15 protein-coding genes are annotated in these 20353 nt (G+C 70.5%); 3 read left to right on the plus strand and 12 right to left on the minus strand.

The window, feature by feature from the left end; translation table 11 throughout:
- Positions 1–451: 451 nt before the first annotated feature.
- The 8 genes from ASD78_RS11725 to ASD78_RS11760 all read right to left on the minus strand — a co-directional run bounded on the left by ASD78_RS11725 (position 452) and on the right by ASD78_RS11760 (position 7713).
- Positions 452–802: a hypothetical protein gene (locus ASD78_RS11725; RefSeq protein ID WP_235566493.1), complete on the minus strand. Its 351-nt coding sequence runs from the start codon at positions 800–802 to the stop codon at positions 452–454.
- 89 nt (positions 803–891) lie between these two features.
- Positions 892–1098 carry a PspC domain-containing protein gene (locus ASD78_RS11730; RefSeq protein WP_055899684.1) on the minus strand — a complete coding sequence of 69 codons (207 nt, stop codon included), beginning with the start codon at positions 1096–1098 and terminating at the stop codon, positions 892–894.
- A 38-nt stretch (positions 1099–1136) separates the two neighbouring features.
- Positions 1137–1541 (minus strand): DUF5329 domain-containing protein, encoded by a 405-nt coding sequence (locus ASD78_RS11735; protein ID WP_056101574.1) that lies wholly within the window; start codon positions 1539–1541, stop codon positions 1137–1139.
- A 7-nt stretch (positions 1542–1548) separates the two neighbouring features.
- Positions 1549–2292 (minus strand): SGNH/GDSL hydrolase family protein, encoded by a 744-nt coding sequence (locus ASD78_RS11740; RefSeq protein WP_056101577.1) that lies wholly within the window; start codon positions 2290–2292, stop codon positions 1549–1551.
- 105 nt (positions 2293–2397) lie between these two features.
- The gene (locus ASD78_RS11745; protein WP_055899693.1) at positions 2398–3468 is read right to left on the minus strand and encodes a class III poly(R)-hydroxyalkanoic acid synthase subunit PhaC; all 1071 of its coding nucleotides are present in this window, start codon (positions 3466–3468) and stop codon (positions 2398–2400) included.
- 1 nt (position 3469) lies between these two features.
- Positions 3470–4720: a class III poly(R)-hydroxyalkanoic acid synthase subunit PhaE gene (gene phaE, locus ASD78_RS11750; RefSeq protein WP_056101581.1), complete on the minus strand. Its 1251-nt coding sequence runs from the start codon at positions 4718–4720 to the stop codon at positions 3470–3472.
- 218 nt (positions 4721–4938) lie between these two features.
- A complete protein-coding gene (locus ASD78_RS11755; protein WP_055899699.1) occupies positions 4939–5553 on the minus strand; it encodes a CDP-alcohol phosphatidyltransferase family protein in 615 nt (204 codons plus the stop codon).
- Between the two features lie 303 nt (positions 5554–5856).
- Positions 5857–7713, minus strand: a complete 1857-nt coding sequence (locus ASD78_RS11760) for a 3-hydroxybutyrate oligomer hydrolase family protein (protein ID WP_082575588.1) — start codon at positions 7711–7713, stop codon at positions 5857–5859.
- Between the two features lie 91 nt (positions 7714–7804).
- Between ASD78_RS11760 and ASD78_RS11765 the strand changes: the two genes are divergently transcribed.
- Positions 7805–8470 (plus strand): response regulator transcription factor, encoded by a 666-nt coding sequence (locus tag ASD78_RS11765; protein ID WP_056101586.1) that lies wholly within the window; start codon positions 7805–7807, stop codon positions 8468–8470.
- A 237-nt stretch (positions 8471–8707) separates the two neighbouring features.
- Here ASD78_RS11765 and ASD78_RS11770 read toward each other — a convergent pair whose 3' ends face one another.
- The 3 genes from ASD78_RS11770 to ASD78_RS11780 form a co-directional block, all read right to left on the minus strand.
- The gene (locus tag ASD78_RS11770; RefSeq protein WP_056101589.1) at positions 8708–9010 is read right to left on the minus strand and encodes a hypothetical protein; all 303 of its coding nucleotides are present in this window, start codon (positions 9008–9010) and stop codon (positions 8708–8710) included.
- A 290-nt stretch (positions 9011–9300) separates the two neighbouring features.
- Positions 9301–12669 (minus strand): PAS-domain containing protein, encoded by a 3369-nt coding sequence (locus ASD78_RS11775; RefSeq protein WP_056101592.1) that lies wholly within the window; start codon positions 12667–12669, stop codon positions 9301–9303.
- 334 nt (positions 12670–13003) lie between these two features.
- Entirely contained in the window at positions 13004–15205 is a 2202-nt protein-coding gene (locus ASD78_RS11780; RefSeq protein WP_056101596.1) for a TonB-dependent receptor, read from the minus strand.
- A gap of 221 nt (positions 15206–15426) precedes the next feature.
- Between ASD78_RS11780 and ASD78_RS11785 the strand changes: the two genes are divergently transcribed.
- On the plus strand, positions 15427–16824 hold the full coding sequence (locus ASD78_RS11785; RefSeq protein ID WP_055899712.1) for a GntP family permease: 1398 nt from the start codon (positions 15427–15429) through the stop codon (positions 16822–16824).
- 67 nt (positions 16825–16891) lie between these two features.
- The gene (locus tag ASD78_RS11790; RefSeq protein ID WP_056101601.1) at positions 16892–18124 is read left to right on the plus strand and encodes an alpha/beta hydrolase; all 1233 of its coding nucleotides are present in this window, start codon (positions 16892–16894) and stop codon (positions 18122–18124) included.
- Between the two features lie 10 nt (positions 18125–18134).
- Here the strand turns inward: ASD78_RS11790 and ASD78_RS11795 are convergent, their stop codons facing one another.
- Entirely contained in the window at positions 18135–20207 is a 2073-nt protein-coding gene (locus ASD78_RS11795; RefSeq protein WP_162250166.1) for a TonB-dependent receptor, read from the minus strand.
- Positions 20208–20353 lie beyond the last annotated feature (146 nt).

The raw sequence follows: 20353 nt of genomic DNA on the forward strand, positions 1-20353 counted from the left end.
CTCGCCGATGGCGACGATCCGCGAGCACTGCAGCCCCAAGCACCTTCGCCGCTTTCTGTAGGAGCGGCGTAAGCCGCGAAGAACTCGCCGATAGCGACGATCCGCGAGCGCTGGGGATCCGGCTCCCGTTCCCGCACCAACGCTGCAGCCCCAAGCACCTTCGCCGCTTTCTGTGGGAGCGGCGTAAGCCGCGATGAGCTTGCCGATGGCCGCGCGGGCGCGTGGGATCGCGCGATCGCGGCTTACGCCGCTCCCACAGGGGGCCAGAAAGGTTTTGCGGATAGATGCCGCAAAAATGAGAAGGCCCAGTCTTCGAGTGTTACCTCGGTGGCCGGGCCTTCCGTGTCGGAGCGGTTGCATCGGGCTTGCGCCCGTTGGTTTTTCTCCGACGCTGGAAGGATATCCGCGGCAGCGTTAGGACCCGGTCAAATTTCTGTAACGATGGCCCACATCACTTCGTCCAAGGCCACCAGCCGCGGCCGGACTGGGCATAACGGTCGGCGGCGCGCTCGAAACGGTTGCGCACGCTGACTCCGCCGCAGAGCAGGTACAGCGGCAGGAACAGCGGCCCCAGCACCATGTACTGGTAGACGTGCGCGCGTTCGTGGTCGGCGAGCTGGATGTCCGGCTCGTCGCCGTGACCTGCGCGATGGGCATAGGTCACGCAGGGCGAATCCAGGCTGTCGCCGGTGTGCAGGATCACGTTGCCGAGGGTGATCGCGCCGCCCGGCCCCCAGGGCCAGCGGTGGAACACCAGCGCGAACTCGCGCCGGCGCAGGTGGGCGTGAGCGCCGAAGGCCATTCCGACCACGCCCGCGAGCAGGCCCAACACGCTCACCGGCGACGCCCAGACGACGCCGAGCGCGCGACCGACGACGCGCAGCTGCGGATTCAGGAAGAGCCCTCTTCGGGCATCAGCAGCCACAGGATCAGGTACACGAGGATGCCGGGAAACGCGGCCGAGGCGATCGACACGATCACGTAGATCGCGCGCAGCAGGGTCGCGTTCCAGCCGAAACGCTGAGCGATGCCGCCGACCACGCCGGCGATCATGCGGTCGTGGCGCGAACGGACGAAGGGTCGCGATGCTTGGCTCATATACACGCTCCTGGCGGCGACGCCGGCAGTCTAACGCCTCAGCGCGGCGGCGGCGCGGCGGCCGGTTTGGCTGCGGGCTTGCCGCGAATTTCGTTCAGGCGCGCGCGCAGCCAGTTCGCCGACGGCAGCGCCGCGGCGGTACCGCAACGGATCTGATAGGCGCGTCCACTCATGCTGCTTTCGCTGCCGGCGCGCTCGATGAACTGCTCGGCGCTGGCGACCATGTCGCGCTTGCGCAGGTAAGCGTACTTCTTGCGCAGATGGGCCTGGGCCTGGCCCGCGTCGTACCAGCTGCCGTTGCGCTGGAACTGGCAGCCCGAGCGCGCCAGGGCGGCGATCAGCTGTTCGATCTCGCGCTCGGCCTGCGGCGGCGGCGCGGCCTGGGCCGGGGCCGCGACCAGGGCCAACAGCGCGAACAGGACGGCGGACAGACGCGTATTCATGCCGGCATTACAACCCACGCAGCCAGGGACCGAGCACGCCCGCCCAGATCGCATAGCCCTTTTCGTTCATGTGCAGGCGGTCGGCGACGAACAGCTCCTCGCGCGGCTGGCCCCGGGCGTCGAGCATCGGCGTGTAGACATCCAGATAGGCGACCTGGTGGCTGGCGGCGTATTCGCGGATCAGCAGGTTGGCGCTGCGCACCTGCGGCAGCAGCTGCGCGCGCACCGGGCTGGGCTTGATCGAGACGAAGGCGACCGGCAGCTTCGGCTGCGCCGCACGCACGCGCTCGACGAAGGCCGCGAAATCCTGGGCGACTTCGCGCGGCGTGCGCCCTTCCTGGAGGTCGTTGTCGCCGGCGTAGAACACCACCGCGCGCGGCTGGTACGGGGTGACGATGCGGTCGGCGTAATGGACCGAGTCGTACACGCGCGAGCCGCCGTAGCCGCGGTTGATCGCAACGATGCCGGGCAGATCCTCGTGCAGCGTGGTCCACAGCCGGAACGAGGAACTGCCGACGAACACCACCGCGCCGGGCATGCGGCGCACGCGACTGTCTTCGGCCTCGAAGGCGGCGATGTCGGGTTCGAATCGGGCCCAGTCGTTGGGGGCTTTCGGCTGCGCGGGCGCGGGCGCCGCAGCAGCCGGCGCAGTCGCCGGTACGGGCGAAGCCGCGGCGGTATCGGCCGCCGGAGCGGTGCCGCGGCAGGCGGCGAGCAGGATCAGCAGCAGCGGTACGAGCAGACGGCGCATACGCGGGGCGGTCTCGGGCGTGGGGGCCCTAGCCTAGCGCGACGGTGCGCGGACTGTCGTGCCGCAGGCGTCAGGGCCCTGAAGCCGGGCCCTGCCCTCCGGCCTTCAGCGCGAGCGCTGCTCCAGCCACTCGTGGATCGCGCTGGGCACTTCGCGCTGGGCGCGGCTGGACACGTAGATGCCGATGTGGCCGCCCTTGAACGAGAGTTCGGTGTAGTCGGTGGTGCCGACCAGCCCGCGCAGCGCGCGCGAAGCGTCGGGCGGGACCAGATGGTCCTGCTCGGCGTAGATGTTCAGCACCGGCATGTCCAGATAGCGCAGGTCGACCGCGCGCCCGCCGATGTCGATGCCGCCCTTGACGAAGCCGTTGCCCTGGTAGAACTGCTTGATGAATTGGCGGAAGGCTTCGCCGGCCTGGTCGGGCGAGTCGAAGATCCACTTTTCCATGCGCAGGAAATCCTCCAGCGCGCGCTTGTCGTCGAGGATGTCGACCAGGCCGACGTACTTCTGCACGAACAGGCGCCAGGGCTTGAGCGTGAGGTAGCACCAGTTCATCAGGTCGGCCGGCACGTTGCCGAGCGTGTCGACGAACTGATCGACGTCGAGGTTGCGGGTCCAGTTCGACAGCATGTTGTCGCCGGTGTGGAAATCCACCGGCGTGACCATGGCGATGAAGTTGCGGATCTTGCCCGGGTTCAGGGCGCTGTAGCACAGCGAGAACGCGCCGCCCTGGCAGATGCCGAGCAGGTTGACCGCATCCATGCGGTGGGCGCCGCGCAGGTAGTCCACGGCGCCGCCGAGGAAGCGCTGGATGTAGTCCTCGAGTTCGAGGTAGCGGTCGGAGCGGTCGGGGTAGCCCCAGTCGAGGATGTAGACGTCCTCGCCGCGCTCGAGCAGGCCGCGCACGATCGACTTGTCCGACTGCAGATCGACCATGTACGGCCGGTTGACCAGGGCGTAGGCGATCAGCAGCGGCACCTTGGCCGTGGGCGCGGTTTCGCCGCGGTAGCGGTACAGCACGACCTTGCCGTCGCGCCAGACTTCTTCCTTGCGGGTCGCGCCGTAGTCGACGTCGTCGACCTCGCGCAAGGTGTCCAGGCCGGCGCGCAGCTTGGCCTGGGTGCGCATCGCTTCCTGGGCCAGCGATTCGGGAGTGAACTGGATCGGACCAGTCATGTCAGCGCGCTCCCTGGGTCTTGCCGGCCTTGCCCGGCTTGCTCACCTTGGTCGGCTTGCTGGCCTGCTTGGCGGCAGCCTTGCTCGCGACCGGCCGCGCCGGCGGTTGCGGACGGGCGATCGCCGATTTCTTCGCGGCGGCTTTCTTCGCGGCGGGTTTGCTGGCGCTGGCCTGCTTCGCCGTCGCCGCTGGTTTCGGTGCAGGCGCAGGTACTGGCTTGGCGCGCGCAGCGTCGTTGGCGGCCGGCTCGCTCGTGCGCGGGTTCGCGCGCGCGGGCGCCGGCGCCTGGATGGCGTCGCGCAGGCGCCGCACTTCGCGTTCCAGCTGCACGATCTTGCGGTGCGCGGCGTCGATCTCGGTGCGGGTGGGAATGCCGAACTGGCCGGTCGCGTGCTCGATTTCGGTCTGGATCGCGCCGCGCAGCTTCATCTGCGAATTGACCAGCGCGGCATAGGCGTCGCGGAAACGCGGCGACAGCGCGATCTCGGCGTAGGCGTCTTCGGCGGCGTCGATCCACAGATCGAACAGCGCGCGCGCCGACTGCAGCTGGCGGCCCGGTTCGCTGCGCTCGGCGAGCTTGTCCTCGAAGCGCGCGAACGCGTTCTGCCCGGCTTCGGCCATCAGGGCGTTGTAGGCCTGGCTTTGCTGCTGGTAGTTCGACTGCGCCAAGGCCAGCGCCTGCAGGCGTTCCTGGTGCTCGCGGGCGAAGCCGAACGCGGGCATGCCCAGCCAGGACTGGCCATCGCGCTGCCATTGCTGCAGATATGGCGCGGCCTGTTCCAGCCACTGCGAAAGATCGTTCTGGCCCGGGCCGCGCATGCTGCCGAACACGTCGGCGAAGGGATTGGCGCCGGCGCCGCCCAGCGCCTGCTTCCAGGCCTGGGCGATGTCGCCGGCGGAGGCGTCGCGGCCGGCGAACTGCGCCGCCAGCTGCTGCATCTGCCCGAACCAGCCGCGCGCCTGCGTGTTGAAACGCTCCAGCGCCTCGTTGGCCTCGCTGCGGCCGCCCTGGGCCAACTGCGACCACCACTGCACGGCCTCGTTCCAGCCTGGCGCCGCGGTCTGGGTCGGCGCGGGCGCGCCGCGCATCATTTCGCCCCAGGCGTTCCAGTACTGGCGCGCGACCGCGTCGAAGTCGCCTTGTCCGAAGCCGCCTTGTCCGAAGCCGCCCTGTCCAAGGCCGCCCTGTCCAAAGCTGCCCGCATCGAAGCCGCCGCCTGGCTTGAAACCGCCGAATCCGTGATTGGCCATCGCACCCTCCAAGTTTGGGTCGATCATAACAACGCGATGTTGCGTCGCGTCAGCCTGTGCCGGGCGGCACGCGATCGGGCGAATCAGCCGCCTCGCATCGCCCTAAGGTCGATGCGGGCAACGGTCGTGGCGGCATAGAAGGCCGCAGGCCCCATCGCGACCCAGGTCGCTCGCGCCGCGCCGCGCCGTGGCTCGCGCGCACGCGCCGGGGGACCCGTTCAGGGCTTGGGGATGCGCAAGGTCTTGCTGATCATCAGCGAGCCCGAGAGCGCGAACATCAGCACCAGCGGGTGGAACTGCCAGGGGCCGAGCCGGACCACGCCCAGCCACAGATCCTGGCCGATCGCGCCCTGCCAGGCCGCGACCGCCAGCACCACCACCAGCAGCAGGCTGGTCGGGATCGGCGTGCCTTCGAAGTATTTGACCTTGTCGTCCTCGCCCGCCAGCGCCTCGGCGGTGACGTTGTAGCGCGCCAGGCGGCTCACGCCGCAGCCGACGAAGTAGCTCAGCACCGCCCAGTCCCAGCCGCCCTGCAGGCCGCAGGCGTAGGCCAGCGCGGCCGGAGCCACGCCGAAAGAGATCACGTCGGCCAGCGAATCCAGCTCGCGCCCGAGCGTGGACGAAGACTTGCGCCAGCGCGCGACGCGGCCGTCCAGCGCATCGAAGATGAAGGCCAGCGGGATCAGGGCCATGCCGATCATCAGATCGCGCACCCCGCCCTCCTGCAGGAAACGCATCGCCGCGAAGATCGCGCCGGTGCCGCAGAAGGCGTTGGCGAGGGTGAACCAGTCCGCAAGGTGGAAATCGCGGAGCATCGAAAAATGGCGCTTCATGCGGCGCTCCCTGGGCCGGCCGTCGCGGACGAGGACCGGTGGTGGAAACCGACAGCCTGCCAAAGGCGGTGCGAGGCAGGCAAGGGCTTGACGAATGGGCGGAGGGGCGCGGTTGCCCGCGGCGATGCGCTGAGCGGACAGGAATCTGACGCGGAAGCCCTATGTCAGGGCGTGCCGCGACGGCCCGTCATGGCGGCGTCTGCTGAGAGCGAGGTCAGTCGCGATGACGCGGGCTGGCGAACGCGACTGAGCTCGTTCCTGTCGTCACAGGACGGCCTCGACCCGGTCGAGGCCGCGAGCGCCTCAGCGCGGCATCGCCAGATTCGCCGCCGATATCGGCTTGCCGGCGCCGCGCGGCACGGTCGCGATGGTCGCGTCGGCCGGCAGCGGCGCGCTGCTGTCCAGGTGCGCCGAGACCCGATCCAGCGCCTCGTACACGTAGGGCAGCAGCGGCAGATAACGCGCGCCGTAGTCCGGCAGGCCGAGGAAGGCGTCGAAGTGCTGGGCGTTGCGCACCTGCCAGTAGCGCACGTCGCGTCCGGCCGCCTGGGCCTGGCGCACGTAGGGCGCGCTGGTGAACGCGGGCGGAATCAGGCCGTCGTCGCTGCCGTGGATCACCAGCACCGGCAGCCCCGCACGCGGCAGGCCGGCGCGGGTTTCGGCCACGCCCTTGCGCACGCGATCGGCGTCGGCGCCCTGCCCTTGCCACAGTGCGCGCAGGCATTGCAGGCCGGCGAAACCGGGATCGGGCAGCTGCATCTTGCTATCGACGATGCCCACGCCCGCGCCCGGCGGAATGCCGCTGCCATCGGCCCACCACGCCGCGCGCTCGGCGGCGGTGGCCGCACGCGGGCTGAAATCCGGATTCAAGGCCGAGAACGAATAGCCGCAGGGGTGCTCGCCGACGCGATAGCGACCGTAGGCCGAGGCGTAGGTGACCGCCACCGCGCGCCACAGGTCGAAACCGACCGACAGCGCGCCGGAGCGCAGCGCCTGCTCGGTCCAGCCTTGGGCCCTGAGTTGCTCGTGCGCCGAACGCGCCTGCGCCGCGGTGTCGTCGCCTTCGACCAGGCCGGCGGCCTTGAGCGAGGCGCAGCGCTGCGTCCACAGCGGCGCGACCTGGGCCGCCAGCGGCGGCTGCGGCAGCGGGCCCAGGGCGGGATCGAGCAGCGCGCAGGGCATCAGCAGCGCGGCCTGCGTGGTGTAGTCGTAAAGGGCGCGGCCGCCTTCGGCGAGCACGCTGGGTTCGCCGGCGACCACCGCGTCCAACCAGTCACCTTCGAGTTCGGCCGCGCGCAGCACCGCGCCGCCGCCGTTGGAAATACCGACCGCGATCACCCGGGTATTGGCGAAGGTGAACGGAGCCGATTGCGGCAGCGCCTGGTCCAACGCATGCAAGGCGAACTGCGCGGCCTGCTTCACGTGCCGGCCCCAGTCGGCCTCGGGGTTGTCGGTCGAATGCGCGTGCTTGAAGGCGATGCCGGTGACGCCGACGGCCGCGTCCGGCGGGAACGCCAGCGTCGCGTCGCGCGCGCCGACCGTGCCGTCGGCGCGCACGCCCTCGCCCGCGTCCAGATCGAAGTAATCGGTGCCGGTGCCCTTGTCGGTGTAGGCGATCGCGCAGCCCTTGGGCAGGCCCCAGGCCGCGGCGACCGAGATCGCGCCGTAGATCCCGCGCGAGCCCGAGGAAGCGGCGACCACCACGCAACGCTTGCCGGCGTCGAAGCCGTCCGGCACCTGCACCAGCACGCGGTGCGGCTTGCTGGCGCCGGGCACGGTGGCCAGAGCGCTGAACTCACGGCCCGGCACCGCGACGGTGCTGCCGTAGAGCTCGCCGTAACCACCGCCCGGAGCGAGGTCGGCGATACCACGCCAGTTGGCCCAGATCGCGCGCCGGCGCAGCTCCGCCACGCTGGGCGCGTCGGCCTGCGCGAACGCCGGCGGCGCCAGCGCGCGCAGCCCGGCCAAGCCGAGGCCGGCGGTGAGCAGATCGTCGTCGCCGCGGTGCTCGCTGACGCGTTGCGCGGTGAACATCGGCGCGGACTCCTTGGCGAGGCGCGCGCCGCCGCTGGCGCAGGCGGCGAGCACGAAGGGAACGAGCAGTGCGGCGCAGGCCGCGGCGGCACGCAGGACGGGCGGCTTTCTATTGGGCGGATTCATACGCCGAGCGTAGCAAGCCGCCGTTGCGCCCTCATCGTACTTTCGTACAGGCCCGCCGTGCGCGGCGGCCCGGTGCGCTAGGCTAGCGAAGATGCCGACCCTGCTGATCGCCGACGACCACCCGCTGTTCCGCGCCGCATTGCGCCAGGCCGCCGCGGACGCGGTCGCCGACACCCAGGTGCGCGAGACCGACACCCTCGACGGCGTACTCGCCGTGCTCGACGCCGAACCGGGGATCGACCTGGTCCTGCTCGACCTGCACATGCCCGGCAACCATGGCCTGGCCGGACTGGCGGCGATCCGCGCCCAGTACCCGGGCGTGGCGGTGGTCGTGGTCTCGGCCAACGACGACCCACGCGTGGTCCGGCGCGCGCTCGACCACGGCGCCGCCGGCTATCTGCCCAAGAGTTCGGGCCTGGACGAGCTGCGCGACGCGATCCGTGCCGTGCTGGCTTGCGAGCAATGGTTGCCGGCCTCGCTGCGCGCCGCGGTCGCGCGCACCGACAGCGCCACGGCCGACGCCGACCTCGCCGCGCGCCTGGCCAGCCTGTCGCCGCAGCAGTTCCGGGTGCTGGCCCTGGTCGCCGACGGTCTGCTCAACAAGCAGATCGCCGACCGCCTGGACGTGCAGGAACGCACGGTCAAGGCTCACCTGTCGGCGATCTTCGACCGTCTCGGCGTGCGCAACCGCACCCAGGCCGGCGTGGTCCTGCGCGAACTCGAACTCAGCGATCCGGCGCGCCGGATCGCCGACTGAGCGATGCCGCCGCTTCCTGTGGGAGCGGCGTAAGCCGCGATAAGGACACTCCTCCGGCGACGAGATTCGGCTCCTCATGCAAAGCAGAGCATGGGCGAGCGAGCTTGCGTCGTTACTGAATGCCGCGATCGCGGCTTACGCCGCTCCCACAGGAAGCAGGGATACCCAGCAAGGGGAGCGGCGCCGATGGACGCCGCTCCCGACGCGGGCCCAATCCGGAACCGATCCGGACCCGAATCAGCTCGCGCTCAACCGCAGCCGTTGCGGCGCGCGGTAGTCGCACTGCGCCCGCTGCGCCGCCGCCTCGCACGTTTGCTTGTGCGGCTGCAGGGTCAGGGCCATGGCCCCGCCCCCGGACCCGCAATCGGCGAAGCACGCCGCGCGTTCGGCCTCGCACGCGGCCGGCGTCTCGCCGCTGGCCAGACAGATGTTGTACAGACGCACGCAGATGCTTTGACACGAAGCCTGCGCGGGCAGCGCCGCGAACAGGCCGATACCGGCCGCCAACATATACGACAGCACCATCGACTTGGTCTTCATCGTTCCTCTCCTTTGAAACGCGAACCCCCTGCCGGGCGGACCCTATCTCAGGCCCGGGCCGCAGGTCGCCGGAAAGCCGCGGCGATGCGCGATTCCTGGACGCAGCGCAAGAAAATCGTCGCATTCATCGATGGGACGTTGCGCATCGCATCATTGCGAGGAACGGAGGTCGATGGCGGCGCGACTGCGTGGATGCGGGTCGAGCGCCCATCGCGCTATTGCGAGAGCCGGCACTCGATGCCCACCCGACAACTCGGATACGGCGCTGCAGTGACCGCAGCCGACTCCAGCTACGAACACTCCAACTCGCGCGCCGCCAGCATCCGGTCCAGCACCGACTTCAGCGCCAGCGGTTTGAGCGGCTTGGTCAGCAGCGACAGCCCGGCCTCGTGCACGGCGCGACGCACGCTCTCGCCGCTGTCGGCGCTGAGGATCAGGCTCGGCCGCGGCCCGAACTCAGCCGCCAGGCGTTCGGCCAGGGCGACGCCGGTATCGCCGCGGTCGAGATGGTAGTCGAACAGCCACAGCGAGGCCGGCGCATCGTGCATCAGCTGCCGGGCATGCTCGCCGTCGGCCGCGGTCGCGACTTCGAAACCCCAGCGCCGCAGCAGTTCGGCCAGCGCCGCCAGCGCCTGCGCATCGTTGTCGACCGCGAGCACGCGCAGGCCGGCGCGGCCGCGCGCGCGATGCGCCCCGGCGTAGGCGCCGGTATGCGCGCCGCGCGCGGGCACCCGCGGCACCCGCACCGCGAATGCGGTACCGCGGCCGAGATGGCTGCGCAGGCTCAGCGGCGCATCCAGCAGCTGGGCGATGCGGTCGGCGATCGACAGACCTAAGCCCAGGCCCTGCCCAGGCGCGTCTTCGCCACGGCGGAACTCCTCGAAAATCGCGACCTGATGTTCCAGGGCGATGCCCGGGCCGGTGTCGTGCACTTCGATGCGCAGGTGGCCGCCGTCGCGACGCACCCCCAGCAGCACGCTGCCGCGCAGGGCGTAGCGCACCGCGTTGGCGAGGAAGTTCTGCAGCACCCGGCGCAGCAGCTGCGGGTCGCTGTGGATCCAGGCGTCGGTGGCGATGAAGCGGAAGCGCAGCCCGCGCGCGGCCGCGATCGCGCCGAATTCCGAAGCCAGCGGCTCCAGCACCTCGGCCAGCGGAAACTCGCGCGGCTGCGGCACCAGGCCGCCGGCCTGCAGGCGCGACATGTCGAGCAAGCCGGTCAGCAGGTCGCCGGTGGAATCCAGCGCGCCGCTGATCTGGGCCACGGTTTCGCGCTGCTGCGCGCCCTGCACCTGCTGCGACAGCGCGTCGGCGAACAACTGCGCGGCGTGCAGCGGCTGCATCAGGTCGTGGCCGATCGCGGCCAGGAAGCGGCTCTTGGCGTCGTTGGCGCGTTCGGCTTCGCCCTTGGCGATCTCCAGATCGGTCGTGCGCTCGATCACGCGCTGTTCCAGGGTTTCGTTGGCCTGGATCAGCCCGGCCTCGGCGCGGCGGAACGCGGTGACGTCGGTGAAAGTGGCGACGAAGCCGCCGCCGGGCATGGGGTTGCCGCGGATCTCGACGATGCTGCCGTCGGGCAGCACGCGTTCGGACAGGTGCGGGGTGCCGGCGCGCATGAACGCCAGGCGCCGTTCCAGCGCGCGTTCGAGCTGGCCCTGCAAGGGCCGGCCCGAGGGCGGCATGCGCTGCAAGGCCCAGCGCGAGAGTTCGGCGATCGGACGCCCGACCTGCAGCAGTTCGGGCGGGAAATCGAACAGCTCGGCGTAGCGCCGGTTCCAGGCCACCAGGCGCAACTGCGCGTCGACCACGCTGATGCCCTGGCTCATGTTCTGCAGCGCCGCTTCCAGCACGCGCTGGTTGAAGCGCAGGTCGGCAGAAGCCTCGCCGACGATCGCCGCGACCGTGTCCAGATCGCGTCCGGCGTCGCGGCGCGCGGCGTCCAGCAGCACGCGCGCCGAGGCCGAACCCAGCACCGCCGCGAGTTCGCGTTCGACCCGGGCCTCGATCTGCGCCGCCACCGCTTCGCCGCTGGGCACGCCCTGCAGCAGTTGCGCGACGCGCTCGCGCGGCAGGAAACGCAGGCCGGTGTCGCGCAGGGTCTGCACGTCCAGGCCGCGTTGCGCGCGCCGCGGCGCCTCGCGCCGCCACACCGCCGCGATCACCGTGGTCAGCGTGCCCACGAACAGGCTGGCGCCGACCGCACGCCCGAGCCGGCTCCAGCCGGTGAGCCCGAACAGCCCTTCCGGCGACAGCCAGCCCAGGCCGAACGGCCCGTTCTCCAGCCAGGCCGGAGCCACGCCGCGCGCCGACAGCATCATCGGCAGCAGCAGCACCCAGGCCCAGGCGGCGAAACCGGCAAGCACGCCGATCACCGCCGCGCGCGGCGGCGTCTGCGGCCGCCACACCGCGAAGCCCAGCGCCGGCGCCAGCGTCGCCAGCGCCGAGAACGACACCGCGCCGACGTCCGCCAGCGCTTCGCTGCCGGCGATCAGGCGGCTGTAAGCCCAGGCCAGCAGCATGATCACGACGATGCCGCTGCGGCGCAGCGCCAGCACGTGACCGCGCAGATCGCTGCCGTCGTTGCGCGACCACAGCCCGCGCAGCAGACCCGGCGCGAACCAGTGGTTGCCGATCATCAGGCTCAGGGTCAGCGTGCTGACCACGACCATGCCGGTGGCTGCGCTGAGCCCGCCGAGGAACGCGAACAGGGCCAGCCCTTCGTGCCCCTGCGACAAGGGCAGCGCCAGCACGTACAGATCCGAAGGCACCCCGCTGCCGCCCAGCAAGGCCTGCCCGGCCTTGGCCAAGGGCAGCACCGGCAGCGCGATCAGCACCAGGTACAGCGGAAACTGCCAGCGCGCCGTGCGCACGTCGCCCTCGTCGCGGCACTCGACCACGCCGACATGGAACTGGTGCGGCAGGATGAACATCGCCAGCGCGCCCAGCAGCACCAGCGGCGCGAAGCCGCCGGCCGGGTCCGCGGGCGGCGGCGGCGCGGCCGCCGTCGTCGGCACGTCCAGGCCGAACCACACGAACAGGCCCAGCGACAGCATCGCGGCGAGCTTGAACACCGACTCGAACGCCATCGCCAGGACCAGGCCGCGGTTGTGCTCGGCGGCGCTGGCGCGGCGGGTGCCGAACAGCATCGCGAACAGCGCCATCGCCAGCGCCACGTACAGCGCGCTGTCCTGCCAGGCCGGCGATGCGACCGCATCCGGCGAGCGCGTGGTCAGCATCGCGAAGCTCATCGCCACGGCCTTGAGCTGCAGCGCGATGTAGGGGATCAGGCCGAGCGCGGCGATCAGGGTCACGGTCGCGGCCAGCCAGGCATCCTTGCCCAATCGCGTCGCGATCAGGTCCGCCAGCGAGGTCGCGTTGGTCTCGCGCGCCAGCCGCACCAGTTTCATCATGAAACCGACCGCGAGCGCGTACAGCAGGATCGAGCCGAGGAAGGTCGGCGGCAGCGGCCAGCCGTAGCGCGCGGCCTGGGTCACGGTGCCGTAGAAGGTCCAGGAGGTGCAGTGCACCGCCAGCGACAGGGAATAGATATGCCGCCAATGCCGCGCCAGTACGGCCGGCCGGCGCTCGGCGTAGAGCGCGGTGCCGAACATCAGCGCCAGCCAGGCCATGCTGGCCAGGGCGACGGCGGTGAGGCTCAGCATGGGTGGCGTTGCGGCGGCATCGGCTGAGAATAACGTAGCCGGCGATCAGGGCCAGGGCGCGACGCAGGCGATGCGGCGGATGCGGCGGAGGCGGCGGCGATGCCGGCCTTGCATGGCGCGGCGCGGGGAAAGCGATCGCGGCTCACGCCGCTCCCACAGAAGGCCGCGGGATCGCTGGCGGCGGGTCGAAACGGACGGCGTATCCCCGTGCGGGAGCGAAGTGAGCCGCGATCGAGCGCCCGGTCTCCCCAGACGGGCGCTCGACCGCGAACCACCGCCCTCCCCTTGGCCTGCGGCGACGGATCGGACGTGTTCGATCCGCCGCCGCTGCCGATCAGAAGTCGTAGCGCACCGACAGCGTGTACTGGCGCGGCGCGCCGTAGAAACCGGTGAACACGCCCAGGGCCGAGTTCAGGCTGTAACCGGTGGTGCGGTATTCCTTGTCGGCCAGGTTGGTGCCCTGCAGCGATACCGTCCACGGGCCGCCGCTCTTCCAGGTCACGCCGGCGTTGATCAGGCCGTAGCCGTCCTGGGTGATCGGCACCGCGCCGGTGCGCACGATCTCGGTGGTCGCGACCACGTCGCTCTGGTAGCTGTAGCCCACGCGCGCGGCCAAGTTGCCGCCGCTGGCCAGGTCGGTGCGGTATTCGACGTTGAGCGCGCCGGAGAATTCCGGAGCGTTGGTGAACTCCTGCTCCTTGGCGATGTTGACGCCGGCGTACAGGAACTCGTCGTACTTCGCGTCCAGCCAGGCCAGGTTGCCGGAGATCAGCCAGTTCTGGTTCGGCAGCCACTGGTACTCGACTTCCAGGCCGTCGACCGTGCCGGAACCGGCATTGGTGAAGTCGCCGAAGAAGGCATCGTTGGTGCCGTCGCCGTTGCTGTCGTAGGCGGTGAACACCGACAGCTGGATGTCCTTGTACTTGTTGTGGAAGTAGGCCAGGTTCAAGAACATGGTCTGGTCCAGGAACGACATCTTGCTGCCGATCTCGTAGCTGTCGACGACCTCGTCGTCGAACGGCTCGGCCGAGCGCGGCACCGCGGTGGCCTGGGCGCGGATGTTGTAGCCGCCCGACTTGAAACCGCGCGTGGCCAGGCCGTAGAGCAGGATGTCCGGGGTGATCTGGTAGTCCAGCGAGACCTTGGGCGAGGTGTTCTTGAAGCCGATGCGCTTGTCGAAGTTGGCCGCGACCACGCCGTTGGGAACGGTGAAGCTGGCGTCGCGATAGCCGCGGTTGAGCACCTTGGCGCGCTTGTCCTCGTCGGTGTAGCGCACGCCGACGTCGAGCTTGAGCTGCTCGGTCAGGTCGAAGGTCCAGTCGGCGTAGGCGGCGATGCTCTTGGTGTAGACGATGCCCTGGGTGTCGCCGAAGGACAGGTTGAAGAAGTTGTTGAGGACCTGGCCGCCGGCCTCGCCGTCGAAGGCGTAGATGCCCATCACGCCGCGCGCGCGGCCGCCGCCGTCGTAGTTGGCCTGCAGCTCGTGGCTGACCTGCTGGTCGCTGTAGAACGCCTTCACGTCGGCGATCTTGTTCTGCAGGGTGTCGAAGTCGATGTTGGTCTCGGTGTCGGACTCGCGCTTGGCCAGCACGTACTTGAACCCCCAGTTCTCGTTGGCGTTCCAGTTGACCGCGACCGAGGCGCCCTTGATCGTGGTGTCGTTGACGTTGGGCATACCGTTGCGCACGTCGTAGCGGCTGTTCAAGGGCTGGGTGCCGGGGGCGAAGCGGTTCGCACCGAGCATTTTGGCGCCGCGCACGCCGGACTGGTCGTCCATCCAGTCGAAGGCGAACTGGATGTTGAGGTCGTCGCTGACGTAGGCGCCGAGCTGGCCGCGCAGGGCCAGGATTTCCTTGTCGCTGACGTCCTGGTGGGTGACCACGTTCTCGCCGAAGCCGTCGCGGTTGAGGCTGGCCACCGCGATCCGGCCGCGCAGCGCGTCGTCGCCGCCGATCGGGCCGCCGATCGCGGCCTTGACGTCGAGCTGGTTGTAGTTGCCCACCGTCACCGAGGCGAAGCCGTCGAACGAGGTCGGCAGGCCGCGCGAGATGTACTTGATCGCGCCGCCGATGGTGTTCTTGCCGTACAGGGTGCCCTGCGGGCCGCGCAGCACTTCGATGCGGTCGACATCGAACACGTCCAGCAGCGCGCCCTGCGGCCGCGCGATGTAGACGTCGTCCATGTAGATGCCCACGCCCGGATCCACGCCCCACAGCGGATCGGACTGGCCGACGCCGCGGATGTAGGCGGTGATGGTGCTGCTGGAGCCGCGCGCGGCGTAGATGGTCAGGTTGGGCACCTGGGCGTCGAGGTCGCTGAGGTCCTCGACGTTGAGCCGATCCAGCGAATCGGCGGTGAACGCGGTGACCGCGACCGGCACCTCCTGCAGCGTCTCCTCGCGCTTGCGCGCGGTGACGGTGACCGAGCCCAGGGTCTTGGCCTGGCTGCCTTCGGCGGCGGGCGCGGCCTCCTGCGCCCAGGCCGTCGGCGCCAACAGCGCGCAGGCGATGGCCAGACTCAGACTGCGACGGCTCATGGTGGTACGTCCGATCACGATGCTCTCCTCCTCAAGGTGACGCCGGCGGCGGTGCGACCCGCGCAGGCGGCGGACGGGCATTCCCGTCATGCGGCACAGACTAGGAGGCGGCCGCGGCCGGCGGCAGCTGTACCTTCGGACAATGCCCGCGCGCCGCCGCGATGCGGACACTGCGCCCCTACGCGGGGACAACCGCCCGCAGACGGGACTGGGACTGTTCAATGGATTTTCTGATCGTGCTGGCCGCGCTGTGCTTCCTGATGTTCGTGGCCTACCGCGGCTACAGCGTGATCCTGTTCGCGCCGGTGGCGGCGCTGGGCGCGGTGCTGCTGACCGATCCGTCGCTGGTCGCGCCGATGTTCACCGGCCTGTTCATGGACAAGATGGTCGGCTTCCTCAAGCTGTACTTCCCGGTGTTCCTGCTCGGCGCGATCTTCGGCAAGCTGATCGAGCTGTCCGGCTTCTCCAAGGCGATCGTGGCCGCGACCATCCGCCTGCTCGGCCGCGAGCGCGCGATGCTGTCGATCGTGGTGGTGTGCGCGCTGCTGACCTACGGCGGCGTGTCGCTGTTCGTGGTGGTGTTCGCGGTGTATCCGTTCGCGGCCGAGCTGTTCCGCCAGAGCGACATCCCCAAGCGCCTGATCCCCGGCACCATCGCGCTGGGCGCGTTCACCTTCACCATGGACGCGCTGCCGGGCACGCCGCAGATCCAGAACATCATCCCGGCCTCGTTCTTCGGCACCAACGCCTGGGCCGCGCCGTGGCTGGGCACGCTGGGCGGCGTGTTCATCCTGATCGTCGGCCTGAGCTATCTGAATTGGCGCCGGCGCGGCGCGCTCAAGGCCGGCGAAGGCTACGGCGACCAACTGCTCAACGAACCGGCGCCGTTCGTGGGCGGAAAGCTGGCCAATCCGGCATTGGCGATCCTGCCGCTGCTGCTGGTCGGCGTCGCCAACAAGCTGCTGACCTCGTGGATACCGAGCTATTACGGCGCCAGCCACAGCTTCGACCCGGCGGTGATCGGCAACACCGCGCCGGTGGTACAGGAAGTGGCCAAGGTCTCGGCGATCTGGGCGGTGGAAGGCGCGCTGCTGATCGGCATCCTCAGTGTGCTCGCCTTCGCCTGGAAGCCGGTGATGGCCGGTTTCGCCGAAGGCACCAAGTCGGCGATCGGCGGCGCTCTGCTGGCGGCGATGAACACCGCCTCCGAATATGGCTTTGGCGCGGTGATCGCGGCGCTGCCGGGCTTCCTGATCGTCGCCAATGCGCTGAGCTCGATCCCGAACCCGCTGGTCAACGAAGCCGTCACCGTGACCGCGCTGGCCGGCATCACAGGCTCGGCCTCCGGCGGCATGAGCATCGCCCTGGCGGCGATGTCGGAGACCTTCATCGCCAACGCCAACGCCGCCGGCATCCCGATGGAGGTGCTGCACCGGGTCGCGGCCATGGCCTCCGGCGGCATGGACACCCTGCCCCACAACGGCGCGGTGATCACCCTGCTGGCGGTCACCGGCCTCAGCCATCGCCAGGCCTACAAGGACATCTTCGCGATCACCCTGGTCAAGACCCTGGCGGTGTTCGTGGTGATCAGCCTGTACTACGCCACCGGACTGGTCTGAAGCCGCTGCGGGCGACGCCGCCCGCGTGCTATACGCTGAATCGTATCCACAGCGCGCGCAGGCCCTCATGCCGAGCTCCCCATCCGCGTCCGGCCGCAGCCGGGCGCGCAACGGCAACGACCTGCGCGGCGTCAACCGCCTGACCATCGACGCGATCACCGGCGTCACCGACTTGGTCGAGGCGATGCACGCCAACATCAGTCGGCTGCCGGGCGTGCTCGGCGACGCCGCCGCCGGCCCGGCCCCCGGCATCGCCGGCCTGGTCTACCGCAGCGTGCGCGGGGTCACCCGTTTCGTCGGCGACGGCCTCGATCTGGCCTTCGCCAAGCTCGCGCCGCTGCTCGACGTGGTACGCCCACCGCCGCAACGCGAAGCCGTGGTCGCCGCCGTCAACGGCGTGCTCGGCGACCACCTCGACGCGACCCGCAATCCGCTGGCGATCGAAATGCGCCTGCGCCACCAAGGCGTGACGCTGAAGCTGCGCCGCCGCGAGCTGGCGGCGGCCTTGCCCGAGGCCGGCGGCAAGCTGCTGGTGCTGGTCCACGGCCTGTGCATGAACGACCTGCAATGGGAGTACGCCGGCCACGACCACGGTGCCGCGCTCGCACGCGAGCTGGGCTACACGCCGCTGTACCTGCACTACAACAGCGGCCGGCATATCTCGGTCAACGGGCGCGAGTTCGCCGCGCTGATGGAGCAACTGCTGCAGCACTGGCCGGTGCCGGTCGAGCGGCTGGCGATCCTGTGCCACAGCATGGGCGGCCTGGTCGCACGCAGCGCCTGCCTGGTCGCGCAGCAAGAGCAGTCGGACTGGCTGGCGCGACTGGATCGGCTGGTCTTCCTCGGTACCCCGCACCAGGGCGCGCCGCTGGAACGCGCCGGCAGCTGGGTCGACCGGCTGATCGGCCTGAGCCCCTATACCGCGCCGTTCGCGCGCCTGGGCAAGGTCCGCAGCGCCGGCATCCAGGACCTGCGCCATGGCAACGTGCGCGAAGAAGATTGGCTGGACGCGGACGGCGACGGCCACGAGGACGGCCGCTTGCCCTCGCCGCTGCCCAAAGGCGTGCGCTGCCATGCGATCGCCGCGAGCACCGCCAGCGCGCAGGCCATGCCGGGCGACGGGGAACTGCCCAAGGGCGACGGTCTGGTCCCGGTCGCCAGCGCGCTGGGCCGGCACCCGGATCGCGCCTACGATCTGCGCATCGCCAAGTCCCGCCAGCACATCGCTTATGGCGTGCATCATCTGGAACTGCTCGGCGACGCCGGCGTCTATCGCCAGCTGCTGCGCTGGTTGGCCTGAGCTTCGCGGCTCAGTCGGCGCGCGGCACGGCGTCCCAGGCCAGGCCTAGAGTGAAGCCGCGGCCGGCGCCGGGCTCGAAGTAGCGTGCATTGCCTTCGTTGACGATCACCGAGCCGACGTAGTCGCGGTCGAACAGATTGTCGATGCGCGCGAAGCCGCGCCAGCCGCGCGCGTTGCGCGGGCGCCATTCCAGGCGCAGCGCGTAGCGCGCGTTGCCGGCGACGGCGTCGGTGTTGCGATCGTCGACCGCGATGCGGTCGCTGAAACGCCCTTCCAGCGCCGCAGCCAAGGCGCCCTCGCGCGAACGCCAGGCGATTTCGGCGTAGCCGTCGGCGCGCGGCACGCCGGGCACGCGGTTGCCGGCCGCGACCGTGCGCGTCGCGCCCTGCACGCGGTAAGCGAAGCTCTGTTCGAAGCGCGCGTCGATCCAGTTCGCCGCCACCGCATAGCGCCACTGCTCGCCCCAGGCGCCGTCCAGGCCCAGTTCGATACCGTCGCGGCGGGTGCGGCCGGCGTTGGCGAAACTGGCGCGGCCGCCGCGGCTGTCGGCGGGCACGATCTCGTGCTCGCCTTCGACCCGGTACGCCGCCACGCTGAAGCGCCCACCGCCGTAGCGCCAGCGCAGGCCGAGTTCGGCGGTGTCGAAGCGCGCCGGCCGCAGTTCGCGGTTGAAGCCGGCGCTGCCGTCGGCTCGATAGGCCAGTTCGGTCGCGGTCGGCGTTTCGAAGCCGCGGCCCACGCTGGCGAAAGCTTCGCCGTGCGCGAACGCGCGCGCCACGCCGACCGCCGCCGAAGTTTCGCGGTAGTCGGCAGCGCCGCCGTCGTCGCCGTTGCCCGGGGCGAAGTAGCGGTCGTCGGAACGGAAATCCAGTCGCGCATGCCGCGCCGCGCCGAGTACGGTCCAGCCCGGCGCCGGGGCGTAGTCGCCGATGGCGTACAGCTCGCGGTCGGAAATGCGGTTGCGCTCGTCGCGCCGCAACCGGCCGCGCACGCCGAGCCGGTCGCCGACGAAGTTCTCGTAGCCACGACGGTCCTCGTCCAGGCGCGCGAGTTCGACCCCGAGCGCGAACGCGCCGCGCGCGCCGCGCCAGCGGTGCCCGGCGTCGATGCCGGTCGACTGCCGGCCCAGATCGATCACGCCGCCGGCGCTGCCCGGCGCAGTCTGCGCCGCCACCGGCAAGGCCAGGTACTGCAGCGCGTCGCGCTCGATGCGGTAGCCGCCGATCCAGAACTCACGCCCTGGCGCGTAGTCGCGCTGCCAGCGCAGACCGGCCTGGTGGTTCTCGATCCGCTTGCGGGTGTCGAAACGCAGCGCGACCGCGTCGGTGCCGTGCGCATCGGCGCGCAGGCCGGCACGGTCCAGGCCCAGCGGGTCCTGGGTGTCGGGCTGCGACAGGGAATTCAGTACCAGGCGCAGGCGCTCGCCCTCGCGCGGCGCCCACTCGGCCACCGCGTCGAACTGCGTACGCTGCGCGGCGGAGTGCTCACGTTCGCCGTCGGTGCGGAAGCGGCTGGCGCCGACCCGGCCGCGCCAGCGTCCGTCGTCGCTGGCCGCGTCGGCCACCGCGCTCAGACGAAAACTGCCGTGATCGCCGCCCCAGGCCTGCAAGCTGGCGCCGCGCAGGCGTTCCAGATCGGTCGCGGCGACGATCGCGCCGCCGGCGGCGTTGCCGTACTGCAGCGCCAGCGGACCGCGCAGCACCTCGATCCGATCCAGCGCATCCAGCGGAAAGGTCGCCGCCTGGCCCTGCCCGTCCGCGGCCGAAGCCGGAATGCCGTCGACCACCAGGCGGATGCCGCGGATGCCGAAGGTCGAACGCGCGCCGAAGCCGCGGCTCTGCAGCTGCAGATCCTGGGCGTAATTCTGGCGGTCTAGCACGCTGATTCCGGGCACCCGCGCGAGCGCCTCGGACAGATTCACCTGGCGCTGGCCGGCGCGCAGGGTTTCGCCGTCGATCACGGTGACCGCGCCCGGGAAACTCGCCAGGGGGCGTCGCGGCGCGACCACCTCGACCGTGTCCAGGGTGCGCGCGTCCGGCACGGCCTGCTGCGCCGATGCCGGCGCGGCTAGCAGCGCGCTCAAGAACAGGCCGCAGGCGACCGCAAGACAGCGCCGCTGCGGTTGCGCGTTTCGATACGACGAGGCCAGGGCCGACGCGGGGCACGGCATGCGATTGCGATCCAAAAAGGTGCGGACAACGGGTGCGGAAAAACGGGTGCGGACATGAT

The sequence above is a fragment of the Lysobacter sp. Root667 genome, assembly GCF_001427715.1.
Taxonomy (GTDB): domain Bacteria; phylum Pseudomonadota; class Gammaproteobacteria; order Xanthomonadales; family Xanthomonadaceae; genus Lysobacter.

Coding starts and splice junctions, on each gene's coding strand:
- ASD78_RS11770 (WP_056101589.1), bottom strand. CDS start 9,010: ATGAAGACCAAGTCGATGGTGCTGTCGTATATGTTGGCGGCCGGTATC.
- ASD78_RS11775 (WP_056101592.1), bottom strand. CDS start 12,669: ATGCTGAGCCTCACCGCCGTCGCCCTGGCCAGCATGGCCTGGCTGGCG.
- ASD78_RS11740 (WP_056101577.1), bottom strand. CDS start 2,292: ATGCGCCGTCTGCTCGTACCGCTGCTGCTGATCCTGCTCGCCGCCTGC.
- ASD78_RS11745 (WP_055899693.1), bottom strand. CDS start 3,468: ATGACTGGTCCGATCCAGTTCACTCCCGAATCGCTGGCCCAGGAAGCG.
- ASD78_RS11780 (WP_056101596.1), bottom strand. CDS start 15,205: ATGAGCCGTCGCAGTCTGAGTCTGGCCATCGCCTGCGCGCTGTTGGCG.
- ASD78_RS11735 (WP_056101574.1), bottom strand. CDS start 1,541: ATGAATACGCGTCTGTCCGCCGTCCTGTTCGCGCTGTTGGCCCTGGTC.
- ASD78_RS11785 (WP_055899712.1), top strand. CDS start 15,427: ATGGATTTTCTGATCGTGCTGGCCGCGCTGTGCTTCCTGATGTTCGTG.
- ASD78_RS11755 (WP_055899699.1), bottom strand. CDS start 5,553: ATGAAGCGCCATTTTTCGATGCTCCGCGATTTCCACCTTGCGGACTGG.
- ASD78_RS11790 (WP_056101601.1), top strand. CDS start 16,892: ATGCCGAGCTCCCCATCCGCGTCCGGCCGCAGCCGGGCGCGCAACGGC.
- ASD78_RS11765 (WP_056101586.1), top strand. CDS start 7,805: ATGCCGACCCTGCTGATCGCCGACGACCACCCGCTGTTCCGCGCCGCA.
- ASD78_RS11760 (WP_082575588.1), bottom strand. CDS start 7,713: ATGAATCCGCCCAATAGAAAGCCGCCCGTCCTGCGTGCCGCCGCGGCC.
- ASD78_RS11725 (WP_235566493.1), bottom strand. CDS start 802: ATGGCCTTCGGCGCTCACGCCCACCTGCGCCGGCGCGAGTTCGCGCTG.
- phaE (WP_056101581.1), bottom strand. CDS start 4,720: ATGGCCAATCACGGATTCGGCGGTTTCAAGCCAGGCGGCGGCTTCGAT.
- ASD78_RS11730 (WP_055899684.1), bottom strand. CDS start 1,098: ATGAGCCAAGCATCGCGACCCTTCGTCCGTTCGCGCCACGACCGCATG.